The sequence below is a fragment of the Neorhizobium puerariae genome (genome assembly GCF_042429745.1).
Taxonomy (GTDB): Bacteria; Pseudomonadota; Alphaproteobacteria; order Rhizobiales; family Rhizobiaceae; genus Neorhizobium; species Neorhizobium puerariae.
Genome location: NZ_JBHMAA010000015.1, coordinates 65,339 through 82,787, shown reverse-complemented (window position 1 = coordinate 82,787; position 17,449 = coordinate 65,339). Strand labels below are relative to the sequence as shown.

Below are 17,449 nucleotides of genomic sequence, written 5' to 3'. Positions count from 1 at the left end.
CGGCAGACATGCAGAACGAAGACGCAGCCTTCTGGGAAACGCTCGAGGCGCTGATCGCGACGACGGAGCTTACGATCGACCGGCCGGCCGGAAGCCGCCATCCCCGCTATCCCGATCTCGTCTATCCCCTGGACTACGGTTTCCTGGACGGGACGACGTCGATGGACGGCGGAGGCATCGACGTATGGCGCGGTTCGCTCAGGCCGGCGGCTCTGGTTGCGATCGCCCTGACCGTCGATCTCGCCAAGAAGGACAGCGAGATCAAGCTCCTGCTCGGCTGCACGGCCGGGGAGATCGAGACCGTCCGCCGCTTCCACAACGAACATGCGGCCATGAAGGCGATCGTACTGAGAGCGCCATGCGCCCGAATGGACACATGAAGGACGCTCCAACCTCCTGAACCGGCGCATCGTGCTTTCCGAAAACCGATTCCGATCCTCTGGCCGATGCTGTAGCCGGGCGGCCTGAGCATCCGACAAACTACGTAGAAATCCCGGGTCCAGCAGCCGTTGACATTCCCGGCACCGAAGGTTAGAAGCCCGCCGCAACTGCACGGGACGCGGCAAAAGCATGTCCCGCCATCCAGCAGGCATTGATTGCAGCAATTTGGTTTTGTCGCATGCGAACGGCTTGGATGAGGGGTCGGCTTGGCGTAGACTGAAACACGCAAGTCACGACAAGAAGGAAAAATTCCATGAGTGTGCGCGTATCCGGTAAGCATATGGAAATTGGCGAATCGTTCCGTCAGAGGATCGAGGAGCAGATCGGTGAGGCGGTTACAAAGTACTTCGACGGGGGGTACGCAGGCCAGGTCATCGTGGAAAAATCCGGTTCACGCTTTTCTGCCGACTGCAAGGTGCATCTCGATACCGGGATCGTGCTGCATGCGGCTGGAGAAGCGAATGATCCGCAGGGAAGTTTCGATGCCGCCGCAGAGCGGATCGAAAAGCGCCTGCGCCGCTACAAAAGGCGGCTCAAGGATCATCATGCCGGCAACCACATGAACGGCTATGCTGAAGTCGCCTATACCGTCATGGACGGCGTACCGGATGAAGCCGAGGAACTGCCCGAGGATTTCGCGCCGACCATCGTCGCGGAAAGCTCCAAGCAATTGAAAACGATGACTGTGGCAAGCGCAGTCATGGCGCTCGACATGACCGACGAGCCCGTTCTCCTGTTCCGCAGCCCCGGCAAGGAGCAGTTGAACATCGTTTACCGCCGCAACGACGGCAATATTGGCTGGATCGATTCCACCAATATCAAGAACTGAACAATCTCCAGGAGAGCGTCGGAAACGGCGCTCCTCTTCGCATGGAGCGAAAGCGCTCTTGCGGCACAAAGGATGACGAGAATGGCATTGGCAGATTTGCTGCAGCAAGATGCGATTATTCCTGCCCTCAAGGTGAACTCCAAAAAGCAGCTTTTGCAGGAACTGGCGGCCAAGGCTTCCAAGCTCACCGGTGTTGCCGAACGGGAGATTTTCGACGTCATCCTGCAGCGGGAAAGGCTCGGCTCCACGGGCGTCGGCCATGGCATCGCCATTCCGCACGGCAAGCTCGGCAGCATTTCCTCGATCAAGGGCATTTTTGCGCGCCTTGAAGCGCCTGTGGATTTCGAGGCTCTCGACGACGAGCCGGTCGACCTCGTCTTCCTGCTACTCGCACCGGAAGGCGCCGGCGCGGACCACCTGAAGGCGCTGTCGCGCATCGCCCGCGTGCTTCGCGACCAGGAACTGGTGGCGAAGCTGCGCAAGACCGATTCCGCATCGGCGATCTATGCCTTCCTCAACGAGGAACAGGCCAACCACGCCGCATGACGGCAGACACGATTTCGTGGGGACGGAAGCGAAACCGCCCGGCAGCCTAAAAGGCTCCGGGCGGTTTTGTCATTCGGACCTGATGCCGCTTGCGCGACATGCATCGGGTAAGGCAGGGAGCGAGGCGCATTGCCCGCTCCCGGCATTTTCCCGGGCCTTCTTGCCTCAGGCCTTCTTTTCGCCGGCCGTCTCGGCGGCAGGCGCTTCCGACCTGGGGCCACCCTTGGCGACGCCGACCATGGCGGGGCGCAGCACGCGCTCGCCAATGGTGAAACCGGCCTGAACCACCTGGACGACCGTGTTGTTCGGCACATTGGAGTTCGGGATCTCGAACATCGCCTGGTGGAAGTTCGGATCGAACTTCTCGCCTTCCGCCTCGATCCTCCGCACGCCGTGACGTTCCAGCGCCGAAAGCATCGAACGCTCGGTCATCTCGACGCCTTCGAGAAGCGTGGTCAAGGTCGCATCGGCGCCGGCGCGCATCTCGGTCGGCACGGCATCCAGCGCCCGACGCAGATTGTCCGACACGGCCAGCATGTCGCGGGCGAAGCTTGCGACGGCATAGGACTTGGTGTCCTTCACGTCGCGTTCGGTGCGGCGGCGCAGGTTGTCCATCTCGGCGGCGAGCCGCAGGAAGCGGTCGCGCAGCTCGGCATTTTCCGCCTTCAACGCGTCGAGGGGATCGAGCTCGACGGCCGGCGTTTCTGCAGCATTCTGATCGGCCGCGTCCTCAAGAGCAGACGCTACGGCTTCCGCCGAGCTTTCGGCGGCAGCTGCGTCAGGTCCGTTCTTCTTGGTTTCGTCGGTCATGACGGTCTCCGGTTATTCCTACTTGGATTTCTGGGCTTCGATTTGTGCCCGATATCGAGGTTTGGGGTGAAAAAATCAAGGCTTGGCCGGAAAGTTGGATGCCGGCACCCTGCCGCGCTCAACGCGACAGCCTTGCGAGGAGCTGGGCCGTATAGTCCACCATCGGCACGATGCGGGAATAATTGAGCCGGGTCGGACCGATGACGCCGACGGCGCCGACGATGCGATCCTCGCCATCCCGATAGGGCGCGACGATGAGCGACGACCCCGAAAGCGAGAAGAGCTTGTTCTCCGAACCGATGAAGATGCGCACGCCCGGCCCCCGCTCGGCCAGTTCGAGGATTTCGATCAGGCTGTCCTTCTTCTCCAGATCGTCGAAGAGAAGGCGCAGGCGATCGAGATCGGCGGTATCGTCAAGCCCCTGAAGAAGGTTGGCGCGGCCGCGCACGATGAGCTGGCTGGGCTTGCCCTCCTCGCTGTCGCCGGACCAGACGGCGAGGCCCCGTTCCACGAGATCCTGCGACAGCGCGTAAAGCTCGCCCTCAACCCGGTCCTTCAGCTTCTTGAGTTCGCTGCGCAGCTCCGGCAGCGTCTGGCCGGTCAGATGCGCGTTGAGGAAATTCGCGGCCTCGGTGAGCTGCGAGGATGTGACGCCGGCCGGCAGGTCGATGATGCGGTTTTCCACCTGGTTGTGATCGCCGACCAGCACGGCGAGCGCCTTGGTGGGCTCCAGCCGTATGAATTCGACATGTTTGAGGACCGGGTCGCTCTTGGTCGTGATGACGATGCCGGCCCCGCGCGAAGCGCCCGAGAGCATCAAGCTCGCCTCCGCCATCAGGCTTTCGACCGGCTGGTCCCGATCCGCCGGATGGATCTGGCGGTCGATGCTGGCCCGCTCCTCCTCCGAAAGATTGCCGACCTGCATGAAGGCGTCGACGAAGAACCTCAGCCCTGTCTGGGTCGGCAGCCGTCCGGCGCTGACATGCGGGGAATAGATGAGGCCGAGCTCCTCGAGATCGCTCATCACATTGCGCACCGAGGCCGGCGAGAGGGACATCGGCAGAAGGCGGGACAGGTTGCGGGAGCCAAGCGGTTCGCCGGTATCAAGATAGCTTTCGACGATGCGGCGGAAAATCTCGCGCGAACGATCGTCGAGCAGTGAGCCGCTGTCCCTGGCCGTCGGTCCCGGAAAACCCATTGAATCCTTCACCGTTTCATTGATCCTGCACGAAAATATAGTCATTCCCGCCATTATCGCAAAAGGGAAAATCCGCTCCCGCCGATCCCTCTCCGCAAGGGGAACGAAAGGTGCTTCTTCCTCACGGGTGGCGGCCGGGATCTCAAAGATTCGCAAGTCCGGATGGAAAACCGCTTCACTCCTTTCCCGGAATTGCTCTAGAAGGCGGAGACAAGAATTCCAGGGAGACAAGAATGCGGCCTTCAGGCAGACAGACAAACCAGATGCGCAAGGTCTCGTTCGAGCGCAATTTCTCCAAGCATGCGGAAGGTTCCTGCCTCGTCAAGTTCGGCGATACGCATGTGCTCTGCACCGCGAGCCTTGAGGAGAAGACGCCGCCGTGGCTGCGGAATTCCGGCAAGGGCTGGGTGACGGCCGAATACGGCATGCTGCCGCGCGCCACGGGCGAGCGCATGAAGCGCGAAGCCGCCGCCGGCAAGCAGGGCGGCCGTACCCAGGAAATCCAGCGCCTGATCGGCCGGTCGCTGCGCGCCGTCATCGATCTCGAAGCGCTCGGCGAGCGGCAGATCACGGTCGACTGCGACGTCATCCAGGCGGATGGCGGCACGCGCACGGCCTCGATCACCGGCGGCTGGCTGGCTCTTTACGACTGCCTGAAGTGGATGGAGACCCGCTCGATGATCAAGGTCGAGAAGGTTCTGAAGGACCATGTGGCGGCGATCTCCTGCGGCATTTTCGCCGGGCAGCCGGTGATCGACCTCGACTACCTGGAGGATTCCGCCGCCGAGACGGACGCCAATTTCGTCATGACCGGCGCAGGCGGCATTGTCGAGGTGCAGGGCACGGCGGAAGGCGCGCCCTTCAGCCAGGAGGAATTCCTGCAGCTTCTCGCGCTCGCCCAGGCAGGCACGCGGGAACTGGTGGCGCTTCAGAAGCAGGCGATCGGCTGAGATCTTTGGAAGCCCGATGTCGGAGGGGATCATTTGCCTGATCCCCGGACATCCGTACCGCCGTCGGGTTCGGTTCCGCCATCAAAAGCCTCGGGCATGATGCGCCTGCCGGCCGAGGCCGGAACGACCACCGAATACCGGGAGCGAGCGGAAGCGCTCCGGCGACAAGGCCCATGGGGGCAGATATCCGGGCCGGCATGGCCAGGGCCTCGGCCTGGTGACGCAATTCAACACGGCAGGTGGCTCTTCATGATCGAAGGCATTCTCGAAACCTCGCTTTATGCCGACGATCTCGACGCCGCGGAAGCCTTCTATGGCGGCGTGCTGGGCCTTCAGAAAATCCTCCGCGCCGGCGACCGGCATGTCTTCTTCCGTTGCGGCCCCGGCATCCTGCTGATCTTCAATCCGGAGGAAACGGTGAAGCCGCCGCCTGCCGGCAGTCTGCTCGTGCCGCCGCACGGCGCAACCGGGGCGGGACACGCCTGTTTCAGGGTAAGCGGCGAGGCGATTGACAGGATCGCGGAAAAGCTCAACAAGGCAGGTATTGCCATCGAAAGCGATTTCCGCTGGCCGAACGGCGCCCGCTCGATCTATTTTCGCGATCCCGCCGGCAACAGCCTGGAATGCGCGGAGCCCAGGCTCTGGAATCTCGAATAGGAATTTTTATGCGCAAGCTCGACACCAAGACGATCGTCGTCGCCAGCCACAATGCAGGGAAAATCCGCGAAATCGCCGAGCTGATCGGCCCGCTCGGCTTTTCGGCGAAATCCGCTGCGGAGCTGAAGTTCGAAGAGCCGGAGGAAACCGGCACGACCTTCGAGGAAAATGCCGCGATCAAGGCGCTCGCTTCCGCCAGGGCCTCGGGCCTGCCGGCGCTGTCGGACGATTCCGGCCTGGTCATCGACGCGCTCGACGGCGCGCCGGGCGTCTATACCGCCAACTGGGCCGAACGGGAGGATGGCACGCGCGACTTCCAGATGGCGATGGAAAAGGTCGAAAAAGCGCTCGAAGAGCGGGGCGCCTCGCGCCCGGAACAGCGCACCTGCCGTTTCGTCAGCGTGCTCTGCCTTGCCTGGCCGGACGGGCATACGGAATTCTTCCGCGGCGAGGTGGAGGGGACCGTCGCCTGGCCGCCGCGCGGCACGCAGGGTTTCGGTTACGATCCGGTCTTCCAACCGGAAGGTTATGACATCACTTTCGGCGAGATGAGCTCGGAAGAAAAGCACGGCTGGAAGATCGGCGAGCCCCAAGCGCTTTCCCATCGCGCCCGCGCCTTCAAGCGTTTCGTCGAAACCTGCCTGGAGGCCTGAGCCTGCCTTGAACTCCGCCGCGACGCTTCTGCCCGATACCGGTGAGCCCGGATTTGGCGTTTATGTGCATTGGCCCTTCTGTGCGGCCAAATGTCCCTATTGCGACTTCAACAGCCATGTGCGCCATAAGCCGGTCGACCAGCCGCGTTTTGCCGCCGCCTTCCTGCGGGAGATGGAGACGATGCGGCGCATGAGCGGCCCGAAGACCGTCACCAGCATCTTCCTGGGCGGCGGCACGCCTTCCCTCATGGACCCCGCGACGGTCTCGGCCATCCTCGACGGCATCGCCCGGCACTGGCATGTGCCGGACGGTATCGAGGTGACCATGGAGGCCAACCCCTCAAGCGTGGAGGCAACCCGCTTCCGCGGCTACCGGGACACCGGCGTCAACCGCGTTTCGCTCGGCGTGCAGGCCCTGAACGATGCGGATCTCCGCTTCCTCGGGCGGCTGCACGACGTCGCCGACGCGCTGCAGGCGATCCGGCTTGCCCGCGACATTTTTCCGCGGATGAGCTTCGACCTCATCTATGCGCGGCCGAACCAGACGGTGGAGGCCTGGGAAGCGGAACTGACGGAAGCCATTTCCTACGCGGTGGACCACCTGTCGCTCTATCAGCTCACCATCGAGGAAGGCACGCCCTTCTACGGCCTGCACAAGGCGGGCAAGCTGATCGTGCCGGACGGCGACCAGTCCGCGGCCCTTTACGAAGCGACGCAGGAGATCACCGCGCGCCACAGCATGCCGGCCTACGAGGTTTCCAACCATGCCCGGCCGGGCGCGGAAAGCCGGCACAACCTCACCTACTGGCGCTACGGCGACTATGCCGGCATCGGCCCCGGAGCGCATGGCCGCCTGACGCGCGGCCGCAACAAGATCGCAACGTCGACGGAACGGCGCCCGGAGACATGGCTTGAGCAGGTCGAGCGCGAAGGTCACGGCATGATCGACCAGGACGTGCTCGGCTTCGAGGAACAGGCCGACGAGCTGCTGCTGATGGGGCTGCGGCTGCGCGAAGGCGTCGATCTCGCCCGCTGGCAGCAGCTTTCCGGCCGGGATCCCGATCCCATCCGCGAGGAGCGCCTGCTGGAGCACGGGTTTATCGAGCGGCTCGGCAATTCCCGCCTGCGCTGCACGCCGTCCGGCATGCTGATCCTGGACGCCGTGGTGGCCGATCTGGCCTGCTGAACGATCGGCTCGCCCCGAACCTCCGGAGGAAAGGTCGACAGCATGGGCTGCCGACGGCCCGCCGGGGACGATGATCATGCCGGATATCCAGTCCGCTCCTCCTCAGGAGGAGGATGGCTGCTTCACCGCAAGCACATGCAGCCAATCGGTGGGCTGGTTGTCGTAACCGCCGCCATGCACCGCATCGATCTCGATCGATCCCCAGGGCAGGGTTTCGTAGGTCTCGCGCAGCCAATCCCGTGAAGGATAGTTGTAGTAGCGGCCGAGCCCGTCGTGGCCTTCCGCCTTACCGGCCTTGAAGCTCGCATAAAAGACGCCGCCGGGGCGAAGAGCCGCGTGGATCTTGCCGAAGACGGAGGCAAGCCCCGCCCGGGGCACATGCAGCAGGCAGGCATTGGCCCAGACGCCGTCGAAGGCGTCAACGGCATCGACATCCTCGAAACGAAGCACGCGCACCGGCATGCCCAGGCGTTTTCCGGCTTCGCTCGCCATTTCCGGCGTGCCGTCGGTCGGCACGACGCGGAAGCCGCGCTCGAGCATGGCCGCGCTGTCACGCCCATTGCCGCAGCCGAGTTCAAGGACCTGCGCGCCCGGCTCAAGCCTTGCGAGGAAAACCGCGAGCCGCTTCAAGCTCGGCGTCGTGAACCAGTCGGCATAGGTTGCGGCATTCTCGGCATAAAAGCGCCCCGTCGGGTCACTGTCGGTTGACATCGCCACTCCTCACTTCGAGGACAACAGGAGCCTCGTTCCAAACCCCATGAAGATGAGGCCCACGCCAAGATCGATCCGCTTTTTGGCGCCAAGATAGGCGGCCGCGGCCCTGCGATGGGTGATCAGGCCGATCAGGCAGGTATAATACACGGTAGAGACCACGACCATCACGGCGGTCGCCGCAAGCCCATAAAAGAACGGCGTGCCCGCGGGCATTGTCGCGGCAAACAGACTGGCGACGAACAGGGCCGATTTCGGATTGGCCAGATTGGTCGCAAGCCCCATGCGATAGGCGGTCTTCAGCGGCACATCGACGCGTTGCGCCGCAAAGTCGTCCGCCTGCCGCGCCCTTCGGATGTCGAGGAAGATCTTTGCCCCGAGCCAGACGAGATAGAGCCCGCCGACGATCTTCAGGGCCAGATAGGCGAATGGCGCCGCCTGGAAGAGAACGTTGATGCCCAGCCAGCCGGCAAGGCCCCAGCAAAGAGTTCCCGTAATGGTTCCCATCGCCGCCACGATCGCCACCCGGCGCGGCGCCGTCAGCGCATACCGCATCACCAGCAACGTGTTAGGCCCGGCGTTATGCACGCCACGGCCCAAATCGTTGCAACGGAGAGAAGAAACATGGCCTCAGGCGTTGTTCTCGTTGATCAGCCGCTTCAGAAGCTCGACCTCGTGGCTGAGCTTGGTATCGCCGGTGATCATTTCCTCGATCTTGCGGACCGCATGCAACACGGTCGTATGATCGCGGCCGCCGAAACGACGCCCGATTTCCGGGAAAGAGCGCGGCGTCATGGTCTTCGAGAGATACATGGCGACCTGACGCGGCTTGACGATGACGCGCGTGCGGCGGTTGGAGACCAGTTCCTGGCGCGACACATTATAATGGCGGGCGACGATACGCTGGATATCCTCGATGCGGACGCGCTTGGCCTCGCCCGAACCGACCAGATGCGCAAGCAGCTCGTCGACGCGTTCGATCGACAGCGACGGCTCGAAAGAACGGCGGAAAATCAACTGGTTGAATGCGCCTTCCAGCTCGCGGCCGCTATTGGCGACATTGCGCGCGACATGGGAGAGGATTTCCATCGGGATATCGAGCGACGGGTCATCCTGACGGGCGACGGCAAGGCGGCGCTTCAGCATTTCGAGGCGCATCTCGTAGTCCGGCGCCTCGACCTCGATCGCCACGCCGCCCTGCAGGCGCGAACGGACGCGCGGATCGAGCGATTCCAGCTCCCACGGAGCGCGGTCGGCGGCGACGACGACCTGCTTTGCGCTGTCGAGCAGCATATTGAGGAGATGGCAGAACTCGTTCTGGATCATCTTGCCCTGCAGGAACTGCATGTCGTCGATGATCAGCAGGTCGATATTGCGCAGCGAGTCCTTGAGCGTCAGCGCGTCGTTGTCGCGGATCGCGGTGGCAAAGCGCCACATGAAATATTCGGCCGTCAGATAGACCACCCGCGGCATGCGTTCGCTGCTTACCGCCGCGTTGGCGATCGCCTGCAGAAGATGGGTCTTGCCGAGACCGACGCCGGAATGGACGAAAAGCGGGTTGAAGCGCACCGCGCCGGCGCCGGCTTCGGCGATCGTCCTGGCGGCGGCGAGCGCCACGCGGTTCGACGGGCCTTCCACGAAGGTTTCAAAGGTGAAGCGGCTGTCGAGCGGCGAACCGAACAACGGACCGGGCGCCTGCGCGGGACGGGACTGTGCGGCGGCAGGCGCCGCGAAAGCGGCGATCTTGCCGATTTCGCGCGGCATCTGCGGACGCTGGGCCGGCTGGGCCGCCGGTTCCGGCAAAAGCGCGCGATCTTCGCATGCCGCCGGAGCGCGGGCGCTGCGGCTTGCACTGCGCACCAGGATCTCCACTTTCAGGATTTCCGGGTCTTCCGCCTGGAAGATGGAGGTGATGAGATCGAGATAACGATTGTTGATCCAGGATTTCAGAAAGGTGGTCGGCACGGTGAGACGCACCATGCTCTTGGAGACCGAATGCAGCTTCAAACGCCCGAACCAGCTTGCATATACGTCCTGACCCACCTGTGCTTTCAAACGCGTGCTGAACCGCTCAAAAAGAGCATTATGCTTCATTTCTGACGTTTCCCCTGCCGCCTGGGAGCAACTTGAATCAAGTGCCTGCCGCGCATGGTCCCCATTACCTGCACGGGCCGATACAGTATTCATTTGCATTATTCGCCGCCTTCCAATCTTGCAGCCCGGCGGTTCTCGTTTACGCCGCCAGGACCAACCTTGTTTCAAGGCATAGCAAAACGTTCCCACTCATTGAGAACTGCCGCCGCCTTCCCCTTTTTCAAAGGCCTCCCCCGCCTTTCGGCGATCGAAACCTTGCCCGGCCCGCCTCGTATACAGGCCCGACACACGGGAGCCACCCCGCTTCGACGAACGTCTCATCCTCGTCATGAGCCGCCCGAACTCTTCATTTCTCCTTCACCGGCAGGCGCCGGATAAAAAGTGGACAAAAACCGAGCGTCTCCGGAAAGTGTTCCTTTCCGGCACACAACCGACAGTTACCTGGGAAACGGGAAGCTTATCCCGTAGCAAGAGGCAGAAAGTCTCCGCGCCATCCTAAACAGGACGGTTGCCGACAGCCCTCTGAAGTAGTCCCCGCGCCCCTTGCTGAGAGCCATTTAGGCAGGATCAAATCCCAAGATCAATGATGAATTTTACGCAAAATTAAGAGGCGGGCGTTGACTCAACGAGCGTGATTTGAATGTCACAGAGGCCTTCACGGAGAATCGCTGTTGAATCAATGAGATTCAAAAATGGCATACATTCCGGGCGATTGTTCACAGAAAAAATAAAAAACTTCTTGACTCGGTTGCAGGGCTTTTAGGGGCCCGGAAAGTCACCCGCAGACTCATAGACCTCCCACAAACTATTGATTCAAAACAGTTTTTTATGTCACGCCCCTGACACGAAATTGTTAATGAGCCGGATAATTATAAGGCAGGCTGAGAGAATCACAAAAAGCCCGGTCAATCGACCAGGCTCTTTTGCATCGCAAATTTTTGGATTGATCAGGCCGAAAGAGCCTTCACACGGGCCGCCAGACGGGACACCTTCCGGGACGCCGTGTTGCTGTGAAGCACGCCCTTGGACGCGGCGCGCTGGATCTCCGGCTGGGCAGCCTTCAGAGCCTCGGCGGCAATAGCGATGTCACCCGTTGCGATGGCTTCCTCAACCTTGCGGATGAAGCCACGGACGCGCGAACGGCGAGCCTTGTTGACTGCAGTACGGCGAGCGATCTTGCGGGTCGCCTTCTTCGCCGAAGTTGTATTGGCCATTTCATGCCTCTCTACGAATTCGAACCAAACTCCACCGTTGCCGCGCCGGTCCTGCGACCCTTCATCCAGCAATTCGGGAGCAATAGAGGAAGCCGTGATCAGGCTTTCCCAACTGTGGGCGGGCATATAACCGGAATACCCGCTCCCGTCAACGCAGATTCTGGCAACGCGTATCCTGATCGATAACGATCCTCTTTCAGCGGTTCCGGAACTGAGGTTTACGCTTTTCCACGAAGGCCGCCATGCCCTCCTTCTGGTCGGCGGTGGCGAAAAGCGAATGGAAGAGCCGCCGCTCGAAACGCAGGCCTTCGGCAAGCGTCGTCTCATAGGAGCGGCCGACGGCTTCCTTGGCCATCAGCACCGCCGCCCGCGGGAAGGAGGCGATCTTCGCCGCCGCCTCGACGGCCTCATCGACCAGCCGCTCGGGCGCCACGATGCGGGCCACCAGCCCGGCCCGCTCGGCCTCCGCCGCATCCATCATCCGGCCGGTCAATACCAGATCCATGGCCTTGGCCTTGCCGACGGCGCGGGTGAGGCGCTGCGAACCGCCCATGCCGGGGATGACGCCCAGCGTGATCTCCGGCTGGCCGAACTTCGCGGTATCCGAGGCGATGATGAAGTCGCACATCATCGCCAGTTCGCAACCGCCGCCGAGCGCGAAGCCGGAAACGGCGGCGATCACCGGCTTGCGGGTCGAGGCGATCGCCTCCCAGCCGGAAATGAAGTCGCTCACATAGGCCTCGACAAAGTCGATGCCCTGCATTTCCTTGATATCGGCGCCGGCCGCGAAAGCCTTTTCGGAACCGGTCAGCACGATCGCGCCGATCTCCTCCCGCCTGCCGAAACCGGCGAGCGCATCGGCGAGTTCCGCCATGACCGTGGAATTCAGCGCGTTGAGCGCCTTCGGCCGGTTGAGCGTGACGAGCGCCACGGGCCCGCGGGTTTCGGTCAGCAGGGTCTCGTAGCTCATCCGGTATCTCCTCTTCGTTTCCGGCCGTTCTCTTATTTCTGGCAGGCCGGGCAATGGAAGGTGGAGCGGCCGGCCTGGGTGATGCGGGCGACCGTACCGCCGCAGCCCGGCGTGCGGCAAGCCCCGCCTTCGCGATCGTAAACGGAGAAGGAATGCTGGAAATAGCCGAGCGAACCGTCCGTCCGGATATGATCGCGGAGCGAAGAGCCGCCGGCCGCGATCGCATCGGCGATGACGCTGCGGATCGCCTCCGTCAAAAGTGCGAGTTCCTTCTTCGGCCTGCCGGTCCCGGTGACGACGCTGCCGGCCGCGCGCGTGGGCGCAAGATGCGAACGCCACAGCGCCTCGCACACGTATATATTGCCGAGGCCGGCGATCACCGTCTGGTCGAGCAGCGCGCCCTTGAGCGGCTGGCTCTTGCCGGCGAAACGTTCCGCCAGATAATCGGCATCGAGCGCGTTGCCGGTCGGCTCGGGTCCCAGCGCGGCGAAGGCGGGATAAAGATCGAGCGCGCTGCGCTTCCAGAGCTGCATGAAACCGAACCGGCGCGGGTCGTTGTAGATGACCTTCAGCGGCCCTTTCGCATGCCGCAGGTGGAAGACGACATGATCGTGCTTCCGGTCCTTGGAGCGCGGGTGATGGAATTCGCCGAGCGTCTCCTCCTCGATGCGGAAGGACCCGGACATGCCGAGATGGCTGATCACGGTGAGATCGTCTTCCAGATCGATCAGCAGGTATTTGGCGCGGCGGCCGAGCGAGACGATGCGCCGCTCGCGGACGGCATCGGCGAAATTTTCCGGCAGCGGAAACCGCAGGTCGGGCCGGTTCAGCTCCAGCCTCGCGATCACCGCACCCTCCATCGCCGGGGCGAGACCGCGCCGGACCGTTTCCACCTCTGGCAATTCGGGCATCTCTTCCTAACTTCCTGTTCCAACCGTGCGAATCCTGCTCTATAGAGCGGACCGGATGTCGCATCCATCTATAATGGGCGCGCCACAGATAGCGAAGCCGGACCGATTTCGCTATGGTCGCCATGCAGAGTTCAGGAGTTCATCGATGACCGAAGCCCGTACCAGCGCCGACGGCGGCATGGAGACATCCTATGGCTTCCGCCGGGTGGCGGACGGAGAGAAGCAGGGCCTCGTCAACGACGTCTTCCACAAGGTCGCCAAGCGCTACGACGTGATGAACGACGTCATGTCGGCAGGGATGCACCGCGTCTGGAAGGATGCGATGGTGGCGGCACTCAACCCGCACAAGGGTGCCGGCTACAAAACCCTGGATGTGGCGGGCGGCACCGGCGACATCGCCTTCCGGATCGTCGAGGCCTCGGGCCGCAAGGCCCATACGACGGTGCTCGACATCAACGGCTCGATGCTGGCCGTAGGCGCCGAGCGCGCGGCCAAGCGGAAGCTTTCCGAAAACCTCGATTTCGTCGAGGCGAACGCCGAAACCCTGCCCTTCGAGGCGAATTCCTTCGACGCCTATACGATCGCCTTCGGCATCCGCAACGTGCCGCGTATCGACGTGGCGCTGAAGGAGGCCTATCGCGTGCTGAAGCGCGGCGGGAGGCTGCTGGTGCTGGAGTTTTCCGAGGTGGAGATGCCGCTGCTGGAGCGCTTCTACGACGAATGGTCGTTCAAGGCGATCCCGCGCTTCGGCAAGATGATCACCGGCGATGCCGAACCCTACCAGTATCTGGTGGAATCGATCCGCAAGTTCCCCAACCAGGAGAATTTCGCGGCGATGATCCGCAATGCCGGCTTCTCGCGCGTGACCTATACCAATTACACCGGCGGCATCGCGGCGCTGCATTCCGGCTGGAAACTCTGATCTGATGAGCACGCTCGGAGCCTATTTCCGGCTGGCCCGCGTCGGGTGGGTCCTCGTGCGTGAAGGCGTCGTTTCGTCGCTGCCCTCCCAGGGCCTGCCGCCTTCCGTCGGCCTTATGAAATCGCTGATCGAGCCGCTTGCGCGCAACCACTCGCTCAAGCAGGCGCGCAGCGAGCGGCTGACGCGGGCGGTCGACAGGCTCGGCCCGTCCTATGTGAAGATAGGCCAGTTCCTCGCCACCCGCCCCGATGTCGTGGGCGTCGACTGGGCCGTCGATCTGGCAATGCTGCAGGACCGGATGGCCTTCTTCCCGACGGAAGCGGCGAAATCGGCCATCGAGGGCTCGCTCGGCCGTCCGATCGACGATCTTTATTCCTCCTTCGGCGAGCCGATCGCCGCCGCCTCGATCGCGCAGGTGCACCCGGCTCAGGTGAACGGCAAGCAGATGGCGGTGAAGGTCGTGCGTCCCGGCGTGCGGCAGCGTTTCGCCCATGACATCGAGAGCATGTATCTCCTCTCGCGCATGCAGGAACGTTTCGTGCCCTCCAGCCGGCGCCTGAGGCCGGTCGAAGTGACGCGGACGCTCGAACAGACCACCAAGGTGGAGATGGACCTGCGACTGGAGGCGGCCGCCCTTTCCGAGATCGCCGAGAACACCAAGGACGATCCCGGCTTCCGCGTGCCGCAGGTGGACTGGGAGCGGACAGGGCGCGACGTCATCACCATGGAGTGGATCGACGGCATCAAGATGTCGGACATTGCCGCCCTGCGGGCCGCCGGCCACGACATCGAAAAACTTGCCGACGTGCTGATCCAGTCGTTCCTGCGCCATACGCTGCGCGACGGCTTCTTCCACGCCGACATGCATCCCGGCAATCTGTTCGTCGATTCCACCGGCACGATCGTCGCCGTGGACATGGGCATCGTCGGACGGCTCGGCAAGAAGGAACGGCGTTTCCTTGCCGAAATCCTCTACGGCTTCATCACCCGCGACTACAGGCGCGTCGCCGAGGTGCATTTCGAGGCGGGCTACGTGCCCGCCCATCACGATGTGTCGAGCTTTGCCCAGGCGATCCGCGCGATCGGCGAGCCGATCCACGGCCAGCCGGCCGAGACGATCTCCATGGCCCGGCTGCTCGCGCTGCTCTTCGAAGTGACCGACCTCTTCGAAATGCAGACGCGGCCGGAACTCATCCTTCTGCAGAAGACCATGGTCGTCGTCGAAGGCGTGTCGCGCATGCTGAACCCTCGCTTCAACATGTGGAAGGCTTCCGAACCCGTCGTCGGCGAGTGGATTCGCGCCAATCTCGGCCCCAAGCGGGTCGTCTCGGACATCAAGGACAGTCTGAGGGCCGTGGTGAAGCTCGCGGAGGCCGTGCCGGAGATCGCGACGAAGACCGAGAAATTCCATGGAGAGCTTCTCCACATGAGCGAGCACGGCCTGCGCTTCGACCCGGAAACGGCCGAAGCGATCGGCCAGGCGGAAGCGCGGCACAGCCGTTCCGGCCGCGTGGCGCTCTGGATCATCGCATTGTCGCTCCTCTACATAGCCTTCACACTTTGACGAGGTGCTTGACGCCACCGGCCGCGACATCGGATGTCCGTATTTTGGGATATTCCCCAACCCGTCACCTCCGGTAGAACGCCGTACGTCCGAATGGATGCACGGCGTTCTAACCTATTGAATCTACGCATCGTGCTTTCCGAAAATCGATTCCGATTTTCGGGCCGATGCTGTAGTTTATGAACAAAGAGGACGACATGCCCGACGCGAAGATACCCATCGAACTCACCGGCCAACCGATCGGTTTTGCGGAACTGCTGCTGATCGGCAGGGGTGGCGCGCAGGTGGCGGCGGCGCCGGAGGGCCTCGCCCGCGTGCAGGCGGCAAGGTCCGTCGTGGAACAGGCGATGGCGGCGGGCATGCCGGTCTACGGCGCCACGACGGGCGTCGGCGCGATGAAGGACGTCGCGTGGTCGAACGAGGAGCTCGACGCCTTCAACCTCGGGCTCGTGCGCGCCCATCACTTCGGCACCGGCGAACCCTTTCCCATCTCCGTCGTCCGCAACGCCATGGCGCTCAGGGTCAATACGGCGCTGACCGGTTATGTCGGATGTTCGACCGATCTCGTCCATGCCTATCTGGAGCTGCTGGCGGCGGACGTGATCCCGGTCGTGCGCCGCACCGGTTCGATCGGCTGCGCCGATATCGGGCTGATGGGGCAGATCGGCGCGGTGCTGACCGGCGTCGGCGAGGCTGTTTTCCGGGGCGAGCGGCTGCCGGCGGAGGAGGCCTTTAGAAGAGCCGGGCTGCGGCCCTCCCGCATGGCGCCGCGTGACGGCCTCGCCTCGCTCAGCGTCAATTCCGTGAGCTTCGCGGCCGCGGCCGAAGCCACCCGCGCGGCCGCCGGGGCGCTGCGCACGCTGCTCGCAACGGGCCTCGCCGCCTCGGGCGCCATGGGCGCCTCGCGCGACCCTTGGATCGCGGTCACGCATGTGGGGACGGCGCGCGAGGCGATGATCGGCAAATGGCTGTGCAACGCGTCCGAGGGCTGGGACTGGCCGAGCGGCACGCATGTGCAGGACCCCTTGAGCCTTCGCATGATCGCGCAGGTCTTCGGCACCGTCTTCGAGAGCGTTCTGACGGCCGGGCACAAGATCCTCGCCGCTACCGGCCGGTCGGACGACAACCCGGTGATCGCCGAGGGCCGGGTGCTGACGTCCGGCGGATCGCTGCCGCTCGACGTGACGGTTCTACTGGAATCGGCGGTGCTGTGCATGGCGCATGCGGCCCGCAACTCCTTCAACCGCTGCGTCCTGCTGGGCAACGGCCAGCGGCGCGGACTGCCCGTCAACCTCGTTCCGGAAGGGGCGATCGCCACCGGCTTCGGGCCGATCATCAAGCTAGCCGGCGAGATCTTCTCCCGCGTTCTCTCGATGACCAATCCCGTCTCCGCCCAGTCGCTCGTCGTGGCCGGCGGCATGGAGGACGAAGCGGCCTTCCTGCCGCTCGTCATCGAACGTTTCGACCGGCAGATGCAGGCGCTGAAACGGCTTGCGGCCATCGAGGCGCTGCTTTCCGCCCAGGCGATGGACATTCATGGCGACCAGCCCGAAGGCGCGGTGAAGCTCGTCTACGAGGTCGTGCGGCGGCACGCGGCCTTCTATACCGTCGACCGGCCGCTTTCGGCGGAGGTCGAGGCGATCGAGGATGAACTGGCCTCGGAGGAATTCCTGACCGGGCTCATCGCCCTTTCCCCGATCCATGCGATCGACGGCTTCTTCGCGCTCGGCGGCTTCGGCATGGATGCGCTCCGGTCGCATCCTTCCTCCGCGCGCGGCTTCGTATATCACTGA

18 protein-coding genes are annotated in these 17,449 nt (G+C 63.3%); 10 read left to right on the top strand and 8 right to left on the bottom strand.

From position 1 onward, the window contains the following. Window positions 1-8 precede the first annotated feature (8 nt). The 3 genes from ACFFP0_RS13660 to ptsN all read left to right on the top strand — a co-directional run bounded on the left by ACFFP0_RS13660 (window position 9) and on the right by ptsN (window position 1,816). Window positions 9-380, top strand: a complete 372-nt coding sequence (locus ACFFP0_RS13660) for a hypothetical protein (protein ID WP_377261531.1) — start codon at window positions 9-11, stop codon at window positions 378-380. 314 nt (window positions 381-694) lie between these two features. Then, window positions 695-1,270 carry a ribosome hibernation-promoting factor, HPF/YfiA family gene (gene hpf, locus ACFFP0_RS13655; protein WP_377261528.1) on the top strand — a complete coding sequence of 192 codons (576 nt, stop codon included), beginning with the start codon at window positions 695-697 and terminating at the stop codon, window positions 1,268-1,270. 81 nt (window positions 1,271-1,351) lie between these two features. Then, on the top strand, window positions 1,352-1,816 hold the full coding sequence (gene ptsN / locus ACFFP0_RS13650) for a PTS IIA-like nitrogen regulatory protein PtsN (protein WP_377261526.1): 465 nt from the start codon (window positions 1,352-1,354) through the stop codon (window positions 1,814-1,816). A gap of 165 nt (window positions 1,817-1,981) precedes the next feature. Here the strand turns inward: ptsN and grpE are convergent, their stop codons facing one another. Then, window positions 1,982-2,626 carry a nucleotide exchange factor GrpE gene (gene grpE, locus ACFFP0_RS13645; RefSeq protein WP_377261523.1) on the bottom strand — a complete coding sequence of 215 codons (645 nt, stop codon included), beginning with the start codon at window positions 2,624-2,626 and terminating at the stop codon, window positions 1,982-1,984. Between the two features lie 118 nt (window positions 2,627-2,744). Next, window positions 2,745-3,824 (bottom strand): heat-inducible transcriptional repressor HrcA, encoded by a 1,080-nt coding sequence (gene hrcA, locus ACFFP0_RS13640; RefSeq protein ID WP_377261520.1) that lies wholly within the window; start codon window positions 3,822-3,824, stop codon window positions 2,745-2,747. Window positions 3,825-4,057: 233 nt separating this feature from the next. Here hrcA and rph point away from each other — a divergent pair, with 233 nt between their 5' ends. From rph to hemW, 4 genes are all read left to right on the top strand, one after another. Then, window positions 4,058-4,774, top strand: coding sequence for a ribonuclease PH (gene rph / locus ACFFP0_RS13635; protein WP_377261517.1), 717 nt, complete (start codon window positions 4,058-4,060; stop codon window positions 4,772-4,774). A gap of 249 nt (window positions 4,775-5,023) precedes the next feature. Then, a complete protein-coding gene (locus ACFFP0_RS13630; protein ID WP_377261514.1) occupies window positions 5,024-5,431 on the top strand; it encodes a VOC family protein in 408 nt (135 codons plus the stop codon). A gap of 8 nt (window positions 5,432-5,439) precedes the next feature. Continuing rightward, window positions 5,440-6,084: an RdgB/HAM1 family non-canonical purine NTP pyrophosphatase gene (gene rdgB, locus ACFFP0_RS13625; RefSeq protein ID WP_377261511.1), complete on the top strand. Its 645-nt coding sequence runs from the start codon at window positions 5,440-5,442 to the stop codon at window positions 6,082-6,084. Between the two features lie 7 nt (window positions 6,085-6,091). Then, window positions 6,092-7,270: a radical SAM family heme chaperone HemW gene (hemW, locus tag ACFFP0_RS13620; protein WP_377261509.1), complete on the top strand. Its 1,179-nt coding sequence runs from the start codon at window positions 6,092-6,094 to the stop codon at window positions 7,268-7,270. A 102-nt stretch (window positions 7,271-7,372) separates the two neighbouring features. On the opposite strand, the gene ACFFP0_RS13615 is transcribed toward hemW, so the two are convergent. The 6 genes from ACFFP0_RS13615 to mutM form a co-directional block, all read right to left on the bottom strand. Beyond that, a complete protein-coding gene (locus tag ACFFP0_RS13615) occupies window positions 7,373-7,981 on the bottom strand; it encodes a class I SAM-dependent methyltransferase (protein WP_377261507.1) in 609 nt (202 codons plus the stop codon). 9 nt (window positions 7,982-7,990) lie between these two features. Then, window positions 7,991-8,569 carry a LysE family translocator gene (locus ACFFP0_RS13610; RefSeq protein ID WP_377261505.1) on the bottom strand — a complete coding sequence of 193 codons (579 nt, stop codon included), beginning with the start codon at window positions 8,567-8,569 and terminating at the stop codon, window positions 7,991-7,993. 42 nt (window positions 8,570-8,611) lie between these two features. After that, window positions 8,612-10,174: a chromosomal replication initiator protein DnaA gene (gene dnaA / locus ACFFP0_RS13605; protein ID WP_377261502.1), complete on the bottom strand. Its 1,563-nt coding sequence runs from the start codon at window positions 10,172-10,174 to the stop codon at window positions 8,612-8,614. Between the two features lie 848 nt (window positions 10,175-11,022). Next, window positions 11,023-11,289 (bottom strand): 30S ribosomal protein S20, encoded by a 267-nt coding sequence (rpsT, locus tag ACFFP0_RS13600; RefSeq protein WP_377261500.1) that lies wholly within the window; start codon window positions 11,287-11,289, stop codon window positions 11,023-11,025. A 196-nt stretch (window positions 11,290-11,485) separates the two neighbouring features. Then, complete coding sequence (locus ACFFP0_RS13595; RefSeq protein WP_377261498.1) at window positions 11,486-12,259, bottom strand: enoyl-CoA hydratase; 774 nt, start codon at window positions 12,257-12,259, stop codon at window positions 11,486-11,488. Between the two features lie 32 nt (window positions 12,260-12,291). Further along, window positions 12,292-13,170 (bottom strand): bifunctional DNA-formamidopyrimidine glycosylase/DNA-(apurinic or apyrimidinic site) lyase, encoded by an 879-nt coding sequence (gene mutM / locus ACFFP0_RS13590; RefSeq protein WP_377261496.1) that lies wholly within the window; start codon window positions 13,168-13,170, stop codon window positions 12,292-12,294. A 145-nt stretch (window positions 13,171-13,315) separates the two neighbouring features. On the opposite strand from mutM, the gene ubiE reads away from it, so the two are divergent. From ubiE to ACFFP0_RS13575, 3 genes are all read left to right on the top strand, one after another. Beyond that, window positions 13,316-14,092: a bifunctional demethylmenaquinone methyltransferase/2-methoxy-6-polyprenyl-1,4-benzoquinol methylase UbiE gene (gene ubiE, locus ACFFP0_RS13585; protein WP_377261494.1), complete on the top strand. Its 777-nt coding sequence runs from the start codon at window positions 13,316-13,318 to the stop codon at window positions 14,090-14,092. A gap of 4 nt (window positions 14,093-14,096) precedes the next feature. Beyond that, window positions 14,097-15,656, top strand: a complete 1,560-nt coding sequence (ubiB, locus tag ACFFP0_RS13580) for a 2-polyprenylphenol 6-hydroxylase (protein ID WP_377261492.1) — start codon at window positions 14,097-14,099, stop codon at window positions 15,654-15,656. A 197-nt stretch (window positions 15,657-15,853) separates the two neighbouring features. Further along, window positions 15,854-17,449, top strand: coding sequence for an aromatic amino acid ammonia-lyase (locus ACFFP0_RS13575; protein WP_377261490.1), 1,596 nt, complete (start codon window positions 15,854-15,856; stop codon window positions 17,447-17,449).